This is a genomic window from Gottfriedia endophytica, assembly GCF_017814275.1.
GTDB classification, from domain to species: Bacteria; Bacillota; Bacilli; order Bacillales; family Bacillaceae_G; genus Gottfriedia; species Gottfriedia endophytica.
Genome location: NZ_JAGIYQ010000007.1, coordinates 76253 through 89539 on the forward strand (window position 1 = coordinate 76253; position 13287 = coordinate 89539).

Below are 13287 nucleotides of genomic sequence, written 5' to 3' on the forward strand. Positions count from 1 at the left end.
AAAAAAAGTGTTAATCACATATTACAATCCCATATACCCTTTAAGTGTTTGAATTGTTTTTTGTCCCTGCAATCTACATAAATACATCGACTGGTTTCTAGAGTGTTTTGAAAACGGAGCCCCAATCCATAAATATTCATCATCAATAATGATCATTGGTTGAACTTGTTCTAACTGAATAAATTTGAAGTTTTTCTGATTATCAAATAATGAACAACTTACAAAAGTAATTTTTACTGTTAATTCATTGACTATTTTACGTAAAGCTGACGTCATTTCTGATAAATTCGGCATACAAATGATAACTCTTTTTGTAGCAGCCTTTATATCATCTATTAATTCGCTAGGTTCATTACGCTCATCATTTATAAACCACTGTAGTCTTTTTGAAATATTTTTCTTAAAAATGTGTTGAAAGTCTTTTTGCTCTGCAACATGTGACTGTTCCATTTGGTGGTTTATTAATTTTGAAAGTGTAGTTTTATTATTTAGCTTGCGATTAAAAAAAGACAGATCGGATAAATTAACAAATTTCCCTTTCGATCTTGTTATGGCTACATTAATCAACCGCTCACTTTTTTCGTCAGTAAGAAGTCTCCCAACTGAGTATTGTGGATAGGTATCAACTGTATCAAAAAATAACACATCACATTCAGCGCCTTGAAATCGATGGACAGTTGCAATTTGAATTGGTAATTCTTTGTATTTCGTCCGACCAACAATTTCTTTATGAAGATCTGACAATAATTTTGCTTGCGCTCGATATGGAGTAACGATTCCAATTGATTGAACACCATTTACAATTGCTGATAGTACCATTTGAATTGATAGTATAGCAGAAGTTAGATTATATCTCGATTTTGTTGATTCATCCTTAAGTGCACATGATTGGAACAAGTTTGTATTCACTAATACAGAGGCTTCACCAGCAAATGGTTTATGATTTGCGATCATTTGATTTTTAGTAACTGATTGATGGTCAAACACTAAATTTTGATAAATATATTTATTCGTAAATGAAGAGATTGATGGATGCATTCGTCTTTGTTCTTGAAGAATATATAGATTCGGATGTACTTCTCCTCTTTTTATCAAGTCAGCTATTCCTACATGATGAAATAAATCTTCTTGAAGCCACTTTTTAACTAAAGGATTTCGATATGATACAGCTACTGGTGGTAACTGTTTAAAATCTCCACATACTACAATTCTTTTCCCTAAACTTGCTGCGAAAGCTAACTGGGGAACATATGCCATACTAATTTCATCGACGATAATTAAATCGAATTGACGATTGTAAAGTAATGAATCAGACGCACTTTTTGAAAGAGTCGTACCAATTACTTTCGCTTCATCAACAAGGTCTTTTTCATTTTCTCTTGATTGTTGTCTCATTTTTGACAATTGACTTTGAAGTTTTCGTAACTCGTTTAAATCACCTTTAGATGCTGTACCTCTTTTTGCCCTACTTAGCATAGAATCTTTTCTGTCTACCAAATTATCTAATTCATCCATTGAGGAATCCGATTGTTCAACATATTTCGAAGCAAGAATACTATCATGTTGTAGGAGTACTTCATCTTTTGTGTACCCATATCTCAGTATGTCTCCTGGTACCCACTCATTCTTCTCTTCTAATTCCTTTACAATATTTTTCATTAGAACGTCCACTGCTGCATTGGAATGAGCTAAGACAAGAACAGATTTATTATTTTTATAATGACTAATAATTAATTTTGTTAAATTATAAGATTTACCAGTACCAGGCGGCCCCCATAGATAGGTTGTTGCATTATAAAATGATCGATATAATAATTCATTTTTAGAACGTTTTTTCATTTTTGAAACATGCTTACATGGTGCATCTCCGTTCAGTAATCTTTTTACACGTTCAAGTTTTTTTCTATAATCTTTTATTTCCTCAAGTCTTTCACATAACTGATCAAGTAGTTCCCATGGTTCACTGTAAAGCTCCGCATAAGGAATCTTTGTTTTAAAGGTTTCATTTATTTTTATTTCAATTTGCAAGCCTTTTAGAGAAAGAACTTCTCCTTGATAATCTACTGTTCCAATTTTAACTCTAACCGGAGTTCCTTCTGAAACAAACAATTCAGAGTAAAGAGTGAACAGACAGACTGTGTTCTTCCCTAATTCATATAAAGGTGTTCCATTGACTAAAATATGTTTAGTTCCACCATTGTATTTTAAAAAGTCTTTTTCAGACTCTAAAGCGATTTGCCATTCTTCAATGATTGCATTTATATTTTGATTCTTCATTTATTCCATTTTCTCCGTGTAATGTTTTGTTTTCTTTATTATAGTGAAAAGCTGTTAAGATGAAAAACAATCTGTAACTTATGTAATATTAAGATTATTTCTTGTATACTTAAATAAAATCACTTGGAGGTGAAATACAATGAAAATAGTCGGGTTATTTTTTGAATATATAAGAGTAATTCTTGTCCTTTTTATTGGATTCATGGTAATTGGCTATATTGAAAAAGACATTATAAAAATATTTCATTTATCCTCATTCGAACCAATTTCAAATTTCATTTCAGCTTATCTCCTTATTATTGTTCTTTATCGAAATAAATTACAATTTACCGGTTGGTTCCGGTCTAAAACAATGCGTCCCTATTCTAAACAAGTTACATACGGTTTACTAATGGTGTCATTCATTTTGTTTATTGTTAGTATAGGAGTATCAAATTTTTAATTAGCCGTTAATAGAAAGTAGGTAATGTCATGAAAGCTATATTAATCAACGAAGATACAAAACAATTATACGTAGGAAATTGGGAAGATCCCGTTTTAGGTGCAGACGATTTAATCATAAGAGTTCAAGCGACAGCAATCAACCGTGCTGATGTCATACAAAAATATGGTAAGTACCCTGTCCCAAAAGGTGCCTCTCCTATTTTAGGATTAGAAATGGCTGGAGTTGTTGAAGAAATCGGGGAAAATGTTTCTGGATGGAAATATGGAGATCGTGTTTTTTCACTTCTTGCAGGAGGTGGTTATGCAGAGAAAGTAAGTATTCCTGCAAAAATGGCCATGAAGATTCCTGATAATCTATCTTTCAAAGAAGCAGCTGCGATTCCAGAAGTTTTTTTAACTGCTTATTTAAATTTATTTGATTTAGGTAATCTAAAACCTGCTGAAACTGTATTAATTCATGCTGGGGCTAGTGGTGTTGGAACTGCAGCTATTCAGTTAGTTAAAGCGATCGGCGCAACTTCAATTGTTACAGTTGGAACGAAAGAAAAAGTAGAAGCTTGTCTAAATCTTGGAGCAAATTATGTCATTAATTACAAAGAACAATCTTTTGATGAAGAAGTTAACAATATTACGAATGGAAAAGGTGTAAACCTCATTTTAGATTTTGTTGGAGCTTCTTACTACGAAAAAAACTTAAATAGTATTAGTAATGATGGCAAAATCATTTTGATTGCAACATTAGGTGGTAGTATAATACAAGATTTCAACATATCTACACTTATGTTCCGCCGAATACAGTTAATCGGAAGCACACTACGTTCATTATCAGTAGAACGAAAAATAGAGCTTACTGAACATTTTTCGAAATTTGCGATTCCACTTTTTGAAAATGGTTCATTAAAACCTGTTATGGATTCAACATGGAGCTTAGAAGAAGTGAACAAAGCGCATGAACGAATGGAGAATAACTTAAACATTGGTAAACTTGTTTTATTAATGAACAAATAATTTTTAGTGGGAATATCAAAAATAAATTAATATAAAAGCAATCAAGAACTAGATATGTTTTTGATTGCTTTTTTAATACTTAATACTTATTCAATTAACATAAATCCTTCATCTGCCATTCTATGGACTGTGCAATGATTCAGGATTTCAAAATCTTTTATTCTGTCCTCAATTGACTTACCCTTGCTGTCAATAAACAGATCTTCTCTATCATAATGAGGGAAAACAACTTTATCAGTTATTCCTAATGCTCTAAAATCCTTAAGATTTACTGTATTCAACTGAGGTGTAAAGTGATGAACAATATCAATATTCGGTCCAAGTATAATAGAACCAGCACTTACACCAACAATGATAACATTCTGTTTCGCTTTCTTCCTTAAAATTTCATCTGCTCCACTTTTCTTCATATGAAATTGTAAGTTAAACGGGTTTCCACCGTTAAGATAGATTACATCACTTCGTTCAAGCCATTCTGGATTTTCATATTCAAAATCCAAGTAATCAATCTTTTGAAAACCCATTTCCCAAAAATCATTCCGTGCCTTTTGGGCAAAGCGATTATTTTCCTTTTGTGGAGAAGCCGTTGTTATGATTGATACTTTTAAGTTGCTAGTTTCGCCGTTTATTAGTTTTAAAAATTGATTTTTAATAGACTCTGTATAAAAACCATTAGAGGTTAATAATAATTTCGCCATATAGCTCCTTCATCAATCTTAATTTTCGATACTGCTTATGCTGGATTTTTATCAAATGGTAAACACCTAACATTACGAAATCATCATGACCATATGATCTTCATCATAATATGTACCATCTACACAAATTGCTCGTGGCTCCGTTCCATAACTCACAAATCCTAAAGATTTATATAATTCTTTCGCAGCAATATTAGTAGAAACAACCCCTAATGAAATTTGTTTTACCTCAACAATTTCTTTCCCTTTTTCAATGGCAAATTCCATTAACTTTCTTGCAATACCTCTCTTTCGAAAGCTCGGTGTAACAAACATTCCCCATATTCCAGCTTTATGCTTCATTTTTTCTGATCTATTTTGAAAAAAACCAACTACACCAACTAACTTCTGTTCATCAAACATACCAACTAGAAAATTTGTATTTGAATTAGGAAAAGTTGATTTAATACTTTCTAAACTTTTTTGATTAAATTCTTTTAAACTCTCACCAAAGGCTTCTGGTGTATTTTCTAAACCCTCTGCTCGAAAAGAAATAAAGGATTCAACATCTTGAATAGTTAGTTTTCGAATAATCATAGTTTTAATTTCCTTTCAAATTCTTTTTACATTTCAAAAAAGTTATGTCTCTCCACTTTACAAATTCTAAGAGAGAAATTTTTGTACCATTCTTTTTTTCCATTATTTTGAGCTATTTTATGTGCAGCATTATCTTTCCAAGCCTTTATTGATTCTAGAGAATCCCAATATGAAACAGTAATTCCTAATTCTTCATCACGAGCACTTTCTACACCTAAAAATCCCTTCTGCTTTGAAGCTAACTCAACCATTTTTTCCGACATGATTCCATAACCTTTATCACCTTCAGTTCTCTGTGAAGCAAAAATCACTGCGTAATAAGGTGGTTCTGGAGTTTTTGCAATCCCGCTCATCTTTTTTCCTCCATCAATTAAATTTTAAATAGATAATTAACTAGCTAGCTCTTAGATTTTTTATTCATTATATTACTTCTTCACTTTAATTTCTATATATTTCAATATTTCTGAAATTAAAATCCAATAATTGAAATTTTAATTATTGTTAGTTTCAATTTTAAAATGGTTCAATTATAGTAAAATATTGAAATCTTGAATCTAAAAAATGACAGTCTAATTCATCCGTTTTACTATCTTCTTCAACTATCACAATCGATGAGTTGAAGACCATTATTTAATTACGGATTGTTTGTGATTGATTTTCCAAGTATCTTTTCTAAATCTCTTTCTAATTTTTTATCTGACCCTATATAACTAACAATGATATCTTCTTTCTGGTAAAAATGAGGAAAATCTATCCATTCCACTATGGTCTTCCCTATCTTTGACCCATCTTCAGAAATAGTTTTTATATCCTTTCTAGCATCGTTTTCATTTTTATACTCATAAATAGCTAATCTCTTATCATCAATGTTGTAATAAGTGGGATAAACTGAAAGGAAAGTATGTGGGGTATATTTTTTTCCATCTTCTGTTTTATTAATTGTATATCCAACAGCTTTTAACTTCTGTAAAAATTTTGGACCTTCAACAGATTTTTTATCAGTGTTACTTGTACATCCTGATAAAAATACGACAATTAATATAAAATAAATGAATTTTTTCATAGAACAAACCTCCTATATTATTACTATTTTCATCTAGAAAGATTATGATATTGTTTAAGTATACTGTTCGTTGTATTAAACCTGCTTTTTTAAAATAAAATTCAAGAAAAAAAGATTATCCCCGTTGGATAATCTTTTCTGTTCATCTTTAAAAATCAAGATTTTCTCACTATGAAAATAATTCAATTTGTGAAGAGTTATAAACTCTTCCGCATTTCAGAGTTTTATTTACATTTTAATCGAAATCATCTTTAATTCAGTCATTTCTTGAATAGCATACTTAATTCCTTCTCTACCATAACCGCTCTCTTTCACACCACCATATGGCATTAAATCAACACGGAAAGTTGGTACATCATTAATTAGTACGCCGCCGACATGAAGTTTTTTCGTCGCAAGTAATGCATGACGAATATTATCAGTAAAAATACCCGCTTGGAGACCATATCGGCTATTATTTACTTCTTCAAATGCTTCTTCTAGTTTTTCAAAAGAATTGACTGTCACGACAGGACCAAATACTTCGTGACAAACAACTTCACAACTATTTTTTACATTTGCAAGTACAGTTGGTGCAAAAATTCGTTCATCGATTTTTTTACCACCTGTTACAAGTTTTGCACCATCTTTTATCGATTGTCGAACCCATTGTTCAATGCGCTCTACATCTTTTTTAGAGATAAGCGCACTAATATCAGTATTCGAATCTAGTGGACTACCAATTTTTAATTGTTCTGTTGCATCTTTTACTTTCAATAAAAATTCATCCATTAATGATTCATGAACATAAATTCGTTGAAGTGAGATACAAACTTGACCATTATAAACAAATGATCCCCAGACACAACGATTTATTAACTCATCAGTCAATTGAACACCTTGATCGATAATTAATGCAGAATTTGAGCCAAGTTCAAGTGTAACTCGTTTTAATCCAGCTTTATTTTTAAGAGCAATTCCTACCTCAGGACTTCCTGTGAATGTGATTGCTTTTACATCTGGATGATTTACTAGAGCATCACCAACAATTGATCCTTTACCTGTAACAATATTAAACGCACCTTTTGGTAAATCTGTTTGATCAATTAATTCGGCTAATGCTAATGCAGATAATGGAGTTTGACTTGCTGGTTTTAACACAATTGTGTTCCCAGAAGCAATTGCAGGGCCAACTTTATGAGCTACTAAATTAAACGGAAAATTAAACGGTGTAATCGCACCAATTACTCCGATTGGTTCACGAACCGTATAAGTAACTCTTCCCTCTCCGCCAGGAACAGCATCTAATGGTAGAGTTTCTCCGTAAATTCTTTTTGCTTCTTCTGATGCAATTTTATAAGTTGCAATCGTACGGTCAATTTCGCCGTAAGCAACTTTAAGAGGTTTAGATGCCTCCAATGCAACGATTTCTGCTAATTTATCTCGATTTTCAATTAATAAATTAACTAATTGTTCTAAAATTGTTCCACGTTGATAAGCAGTTAACTCTCCCATTGACTGTTGAGCATTTTTTGCCGCTGATATGGCAGATTCAACATCTTCTTTAGTTGCTTGAGGGATTTGAGCTAATTTTTCACCTGAATGCGGAGCGAATAAATCAACATATTCTACTCCATTTTTCCATTCTCCATTTATATAAAGTTGCTTTTCCATTTATTTCACCTCAGTTACTAACTCAGAAACTACCTTTTCTAATGCACATTTTATAATATCTAATCCTTCTTCTAACTCTTCGTCAGAAATGACTAGAGGAGAAAGGAATCTTATGATATTACTATGAACACCTGCACTTAGAATAATTAATCCGTTTTCATAACACGTTTTTGTTAATGCTGCAACAAGATCTTTTGCTGGCTGGTTATCCCTAGGATCCACAAATTCAATTCCAACCATTGCACCTAAACCACGAATATCAAAAATGCAATTATATTCGGTTTGAAGCTCTTTAAAGTAATCTTTAATTTTTTCTCCAATTTCATTCGCTCGGTCACATAAATTTTCTTCTTCTATTTTCTTAATCACTTCAAGTGCTGCAACGCATCCTAATGGGCTTCCTCCATAGGTTCCACCTATTTCACCTGGATTTGGAGCATCCATAATTTCAGCACGGCCTGTTACTGCACTAATTGGTACACCTGCTGCCAATGATTTTGACATCGTAATAAGATCAGGTTCAATTTCAAATTGAGAAGAAGCAAAAAAGCTACCAGTACGTCCAAAACCTGTTTGAACTTCGTCTGCAATAAATAATATACCATGTTGTTTACATACACTAAAAATTTCTTGCACGAAACGTTTTGGAGGTACGTTGAATCCACCTTCACCTTGAACAGGTTCCATAATGACCGCAGCAATTTCCTCAGGCGAAACTTCAGTTAATAAAAAGTCTTTAAATTGATTAATACAGAAATCTGTATATTCTTCTACTGATAGTCCCTCTGGTTTATTTGTTAAATATGGAAATTGTGCTTTATAAGTAGCTGGTGCAAATGGTCCCATTTTATATTTATAAGGCTTAACCTTACTTGTTAATGACATTCCTAATAAGGTTCTTCCATGAAAAGCTCTTGAAAAAGAGACAATTCCACTTCTTCCTGTAAATTTCCTTGCTATTTTCACAGCATTTTCTACTGCCTCAGCACCACTATTTAATAAAATTGTCTTCTTATTAAAGTCGCCTGGCGTAATTTCAGTTAATTTTTTAGCCAGTTCTATATATGATTCGTACATACCAACATGAAAACAAGAATGAATAAGATTCTCAGCCTGATTCTTTATTGCATTAACAACTTCCGCTGGAGTATGCCCTGCATTTAATGTACCAATCGCACCTGCAAAATCTAAATATAAATTGCCGTCTACATCTTCAACAATTGCTCCATGTGCCTTTTCAACAACGATTGGAGTATTATTCCCAACCCCATTTGGAACATATTGTTTTCTTTGTTCAATAATTTCCGCTCCCTTTTGCCCTGGAACACCTGCAGATACATTTACAAATTTACGATTTAATGACAATGTTAACATCCCCTTTTAGTGGTATCATATTGCAAAAAGTAACGAATATTACTTACTTCATTATTCTTCTGAAAAGTTAAAGAAAAAAGAATAATTAATTATAATTTCCAGACTATTGAACGCAAATAATATCGACATTATAATTCTTTCTCTTTCGGTTTATTTTTTCCTTTAAAGAAAATTCGATTGATTTTAACTGTTACTTACAAATTATTACAATTTACGACTTTCTTTATAGTTTAATAGCCTTTAGAACTTAAATTAATTTTTATATTTCGCTAAAAAAATAAAGAGGCACATATCATATTTCTTCATTTTACAAAAAAGTAACTTTTACATTATTACTTGTTTATAAAATTAATATAATAATTAGCCTCTTCATCTTTTATTTATTCTTTAACAAGCCCATGTCTAAATGCATAGATTACTGCTTGTGTACGATCAGATACTTCTAGTTTAGTTAGTATATTACTTACATGTGTTTTAACTGTCTTTAAAGAAAGAAACAGTTCATCTGCAATCTCTTGATTTGCTTTTCCTTCGGTCATTAAATGAAGTACTTCTTTTTCCCTACTTGTTAAATCATCATGTAATTGATGCTGACTATTACTTCTCATTCTATTCATCATTTTATTTGTAACAACAGGCTCTAAAACAGCCCCACCGTTATAAGTAGTCCGAATAGCATTCGCGATATCACTTGCTCGTGATGTTTTTAACAGATAACTTTTCGCACCTGCATCTAATGCTGGGTAAACTTTTTCATCATCTATAAAGCTAGTAACAATTATGATATTTGCATCTTTCCAAGTTGATACGATTTCTTTTGTTGCTTCGATACCATCCATTTCATCCATCACTAAGTCCATAAGGATGATATCTGGCTTGAGCTCGAGTGCCAGGCGGACACCCTCTCGTCCATTGCTCGCCTGACCTACAACAGTTATATCATTTTGAGTATTTAAATAAGTTGAAACACCCATTCTTACCATTTCATGATCATCTATTAACAAAACTTCAATCATTTTATCCCCTCTAATCCACCAGTGGAACTTTTACTTCAATTTGTGTTCCTCTATCTGGTACACTTATAATTTTTGCATTGCCACCTATTTCTTTTGCACGTTCAATTATGGATTGAATACCATATGATCCATTTTTTCTCTTTTCTAGGTCAAATCCTTTTCCGTCATCAATCATTCTAACAAGAACAAAATCTTCTATTTTACGTATGCGTAATTCAAATTTATTTGCTTCAGCATGTCTTAATGTGTTTGATAATACCTCTTGAATTATTCGGAAAATATGGTCTTCAACGCCATGAGAAAGGGAAATTTCATCAACTGTCCATGATAATTGAAGACTCTGCTTACCATTCAAATCAGCTAGCAATTTTTCTACACCTTCTTTTAAGCTTTTCCCTTCCAATTGAGCAGGTCGTAGATGTAGTAACAACGCACGCATTTCCGATTGTGCGTTTACTGCCATTTTTTCTATGTATTGAAGTTGGTCTTTAAATGTTGTATCACCAACTTCATTTATAGCTGAAATCATCATAGAAATAGCAAATAATTGCTGACTAACCGAATCGTGTAGCTCTCTTGCTAATCGATGTCGCTCTTTTGTAATAACATCCTCTATTTGTTGATTTTCTAAAGCCTTTTTCTCATCAACTAATTTTTGAACTGTTTTCTTAGAATCTTCCACTTGTTTCGAAATTCCATTCAATAATTCCTTAAAATGAAGTTCATATTTTTGTAGGCTTTTAGTCTCAGTTTTATGGAACGTTCCTTTTCCTACTTGTTCCAAATTTAAAGTCAATTCCTTTTCAACATGAGAAATATTTCCAACCATCGCAAACCCAACAATCATCCCAATTACAATTGTTCCAACTAAAAGTATGACAGCCAAAGAAATCGAACTAAACTTCAAACTCATTAACTGAGAAAATATATTTTTGTCTATAAAAAAATACATGATGCTTACAATTAAGATCAAAGTGAAAATTGCAGATAATGATGTATAAATCACAACGTTTTTACTTAGTTTCATTTATTTTTCACCTCAATCTTTCCTAACGCAATTGAGGTAATAATTTTAACTTTTCGATTTGATGAATGATAATTTTCAGTCCTAAATTTACATGTTTTATTAAAACCTTGTAAAAAATGATTAAAAATCCTTAATTTACCAAACAAAGCTGAATGATGAACACTTACATCTAAATCATATGGAACGTCTAAAGTTATGTTCCCTACTATTCCATGAATAACTAGTACCGTTTCGCCTTCTGGAATAAGGGTAGACGTCAAATCAATTTCAACTTCTCCAAATCCAAAAAAATAATCGAGATCATCTAATTCAAAGGCACTATCTTTCAAGTGTACATTTGAAATAAATTTATTATCCAAAAGAGATTTAACCTCAAAAATTCCTGATTGATTACTATTCTCTAAAGGTTGTATTGTGATACTACTTTTATCTTGATAATTAATGAAAATGACATATCCAATATAGATAATGGCAAATGCTATGACTGATAAAATTGAAAACAATTGAAATAAATTAATAATTATAAGAATGATTCCACCGTAAAAAAATAAATTTGCGGATGTACTTGGATAGATCATTCTCTTTTTAAATCCAATATTTGTTAAAAAAATTCCCACTCCGACAGCAATAATAGAAAATGGGTGTGTAAATAAATCAATTAACAAACCAATGCCGCCAATCATTAGTGCGATACCGGTCAGCTCATTTATTGTTAACCTTCTAAATGTTTTCATTGATTTCTCCTTTAAAGCTATGCTACTTTACATGCGTTTGACTGTCTCAAATTATGAATAAAGAAAATTGCTCACTGAGCTTAGTTTCTTTAATTATATCTTATCGTTATTATTCGATTGTCAATACAAACTTCCGCATGGTTTTCTATCAGTCTTAAGACTGATTTTTACTTTTTATTTAGGCATCTCACAAATATCAATAAAAAAGATATGGTAAAAACCATACCTTTTCGCCCTATTTATATTGTTTAGAATTCATTAGTTTATGAACTTTCTTCCATTTCTCTTTTTGAACTCTCGCTAATGATGCATCTTGTTTTCGTTCAGCATATGCAAGCTCTCTTTGTAATTTCCGATAACTTGTTAGTCGCTGTGCATCCAATCTATTCTCTTCAATGGCTTTTTGAACAGCACACCCTGGTTCATTTTTATGCTGACAATCCGAGAATTTACATTGGTTTGCAAGTTCGTCAATGTCTGAGAAGGTCGAGTCTAAATGATTTTCCCCACTCCAAAGTTGGAGCTCCCTCATACCAGGTGTATCTATAACCATTCCATGATCAGGAAGAAAAAACAACTGACGATGAGTAGTCGTATGCTTTCCTCTATCGTCCCCTTCACGTACACCTTGAGTAATTTGAATTTGATCCCCTAATAAAGCATTCAATAAGGTAGACTTTCCAACTCCAGAAGAACCTAATAATGAGACTGTTTTACCTTCCGTAATTAGATCACGTATTTCTGAAATCCCCTCACCATCCAGACTATTTACTGAATAGATTGGTACTCCAAATGCAATTTCATCTACTAATTGTAACTTTTCATCTAAATCTAAACATAAGTCTTTTTTAGTTAATATAATAATTGGATTTGCTCCACTCTCATATGCAACAAGCAAATAGCGTTCTAAACGTCTTATATTAAAGTCATTATTTAAAGCCATTACAATAAAAACAAAGTCAATATTAGCAGCAACAATTTGTTCTTCAGTTTTTCCACCTGCAGCTTGCCTTGAAAACTGACTAATCCTTGGTAAAACTTTTTTTATAATGGCTTTTTGTTCAGATGCTAGCTTTTCAATAAGAACCCAGTCACCTACTGCTGGGAATTCACTTTTCATTTTGGCTTCAAACTCAAATTTACCTGACACTTCACCAACAAGCTCAGAGTCACCATTATGAAGTTTATATAATTTTCTTTGTTCCGAAATCACACGTGCAACCTCATATTGATCTTCAATAATCCCGTACTCTTCTCTCCAACCTAATTGTTCAATATTCATTTTGTCCTCCTAGTATTTTGAAGGACACTAGTGAACTTAGATCACTTTATGCCCCTCAATTAGATAATAAGTTAAATTTAAAATTAGAAATTTGCTCATTATACATCACTCCGTTTCATTGTTTATTACTTTTAT

Annotated in this window: 13 protein-coding genes; 2 read left to right on the plus strand and 11 right to left on the minus strand. The window is 32.0% G+C overall.

All coding sequences use genetic code 11. From position 1 onward, the window contains the following. Positions 1 to 21: 21 nt before the first annotated feature. On the minus strand, positions 22 to 2277 hold the full coding sequence (locus tag J5Y03_RS11885) for an AAA domain-containing protein (protein ID WP_209405876.1): 2256 nt from the start codon (positions 2275 to 2277) through the stop codon (positions 22 to 24). A 139-nt stretch (positions 2278 to 2416) separates the two neighbouring features. Between J5Y03_RS11885 and J5Y03_RS11890 the strand changes: the two genes are divergently transcribed. Next, a complete protein-coding gene (locus tag J5Y03_RS11890; protein ID WP_209405878.1) occupies positions 2417 to 2719 on the plus strand; it encodes a hypothetical protein in 303 nt (100 codons plus the stop codon). 29 nt (positions 2720 to 2748) lie between these two features. Then, positions 2749 to 3729 (plus strand): NAD(P)H-quinone oxidoreductase, encoded by a 981-nt coding sequence (locus J5Y03_RS11895; RefSeq protein ID WP_209405881.1) that lies wholly within the window; start codon positions 2749 to 2751, stop codon positions 3727 to 3729. An 86-nt stretch (positions 3730 to 3815) separates the two neighbouring features. On the opposite strand, the gene J5Y03_RS11900 is transcribed toward J5Y03_RS11895, so the two are convergent. The 10 genes from J5Y03_RS11900 to rsgA all read right to left on the minus strand — a co-directional run bounded on the left by J5Y03_RS11900 (position 3816) and on the right by rsgA (position 13152). Beyond that, a complete protein-coding gene (locus J5Y03_RS11900) occupies positions 3816 to 4427 on the minus strand; it encodes a Type 1 glutamine amidotransferase-like domain-containing protein (RefSeq protein ID WP_209405883.1) in 612 nt (203 codons plus the stop codon). Positions 4428 to 4499: 72 nt separating this feature from the next. After that, positions 4500 to 5003 (minus strand): GNAT family N-acetyltransferase, encoded by a 504-nt coding sequence (locus J5Y03_RS11905; RefSeq protein ID WP_209405885.1) that lies wholly within the window; start codon positions 5001 to 5003, stop codon positions 4500 to 4502. 26 nt (positions 5004 to 5029) lie between these two features. Continuing rightward, positions 5030 to 5356, minus strand: a complete 327-nt coding sequence (locus J5Y03_RS11910) for an antibiotic biosynthesis monooxygenase family protein (protein WP_209405888.1) — start codon at positions 5354 to 5356, stop codon at positions 5030 to 5032. Positions 5357 to 5637: 281 nt separating this feature from the next. Next, positions 5638 to 6066, minus strand: a complete 429-nt coding sequence (locus J5Y03_RS11915; protein WP_209405890.1) for a membrane lipoprotein lipid attachment site-containing protein — start codon at positions 6064 to 6066, stop codon at positions 5638 to 5640. Between the two features lie 228 nt (positions 6067 to 6294). Next, positions 6295 to 7719: an aldehyde dehydrogenase family protein gene (locus J5Y03_RS11920; RefSeq protein ID WP_209405892.1), complete on the minus strand. Its 1425-nt coding sequence runs from the start codon at positions 7717 to 7719 to the stop codon at positions 6295 to 6297. After that, positions 7720 to 9084: a 4-aminobutyrate--2-oxoglutarate transaminase gene (gene gabT, locus J5Y03_RS11925; RefSeq protein WP_209405894.1), complete on the minus strand. Its 1365-nt coding sequence runs from the start codon at positions 9082 to 9084 to the stop codon at positions 7720 to 7722. A 389-nt stretch (positions 9085 to 9473) separates the two neighbouring features. Then, positions 9474 to 10109 (minus strand): response regulator transcription factor, encoded by a 636-nt coding sequence (locus J5Y03_RS11930; RefSeq protein ID WP_209405896.1) that lies wholly within the window; start codon positions 10107 to 10109, stop codon positions 9474 to 9476. A 10-nt stretch (positions 10110 to 10119) separates the two neighbouring features. Further along, positions 10120 to 11136, minus strand: coding sequence for a sensor histidine kinase (locus J5Y03_RS11935; RefSeq protein WP_209405898.1), 1017 nt, complete (start codon positions 11134 to 11136; stop codon positions 10120 to 10122). Then, the gene (gene liaF / locus J5Y03_RS11940) at positions 11133 to 11870 is read right to left on the minus strand and encodes a cell wall-active antibiotics response protein LiaF (RefSeq protein ID WP_209405901.1); all 738 of its coding nucleotides are present in this window, start codon (positions 11868 to 11870) and stop codon (positions 11133 to 11135) included. The genes J5Y03_RS11935 and liaF overlap by 4 nt, the downstream gene beginning before the upstream one ends. 235 nt (positions 11871 to 12105) lie before the next feature. After that, the gene (rsgA, locus tag J5Y03_RS11945) at positions 12106 to 13152 is read right to left on the minus strand and encodes a ribosome small subunit-dependent GTPase A (protein ID WP_209405903.1); all 1047 of its coding nucleotides are present in this window, start codon (positions 13150 to 13152) and stop codon (positions 12106 to 12108) included. Positions 13153 to 13287: the final 135 nt, after the last annotated feature.

Bases quoted from the DNA above. Each gene is read 5' to 3' on its own strand.
- J5Y03_RS11885 (WP_209405876.1), bottom strand. From the start codon at position 2,277: ATGAAGAATCAAAATATAAATGCAATCATTGAAGAATGGCAAATCGCT.
- J5Y03_RS11890 (WP_209405878.1), top strand. From the start codon at position 2,417: ATGAAAATAGTCGGGTTATTTTTTGAATATATAAGAGTAATTCTTGTC.
- J5Y03_RS11895 (WP_209405881.1), top strand. From the start codon at position 2,749: ATGAAAGCTATATTAATCAACGAAGATACAAAACAATTATACGTAGGA.
- J5Y03_RS11900 (WP_209405883.1), bottom strand. From the start codon at position 4,427: ATGGCGAAATTATTATTAACCTCTAATGGTTTTTATACAGAGTCTATT.
- J5Y03_RS11905 (WP_209405885.1), bottom strand. From the start codon at position 5,003: ATGATTATTCGAAAACTAACTATTCAAGATGTTGAATCCTTTATTTCT.
- J5Y03_RS11910 (WP_209405888.1), bottom strand. From the start codon at position 5,356: ATGAGCGGGATTGCAAAAACTCCAGAACCACCTTATTACGCAGTGATT.
- J5Y03_RS11915 (WP_209405890.1), bottom strand. From the start codon at position 6,066: ATGAAAAAATTCATTTATTTTATATTAATTGTCGTATTTTTATCAGGA.
- J5Y03_RS11920 (WP_209405892.1), bottom strand. From the start codon at position 7,719: ATGGAAAAGCAACTTTATATAAATGGAGAATGGAAAAATGGAGTAGAA.
- J5Y03_RS11930 (WP_209405896.1), bottom strand. From the start codon at position 10,109: ATGATTGAAGTTTTGTTAATAGATGATCATGAAATGGTAAGAATGGGT.
- J5Y03_RS11935 (WP_209405898.1), bottom strand. From the start codon at position 11,136: ATGAAACTAAGTAAAAACGTTGTGATTTATACATCATTATCTGCAATT.
- liaF (WP_209405901.1), bottom strand. From the start codon at position 11,870: ATGAAAACATTTAGAAGGTTAACAATAAATGAGCTGACCGGTATCGCA.
- rsgA (WP_209405903.1), bottom strand. From the start codon at position 13,152: ATGAATATTGAACAATTAGGTTGGAGAGAAGAGTACGGGATTATTGAA.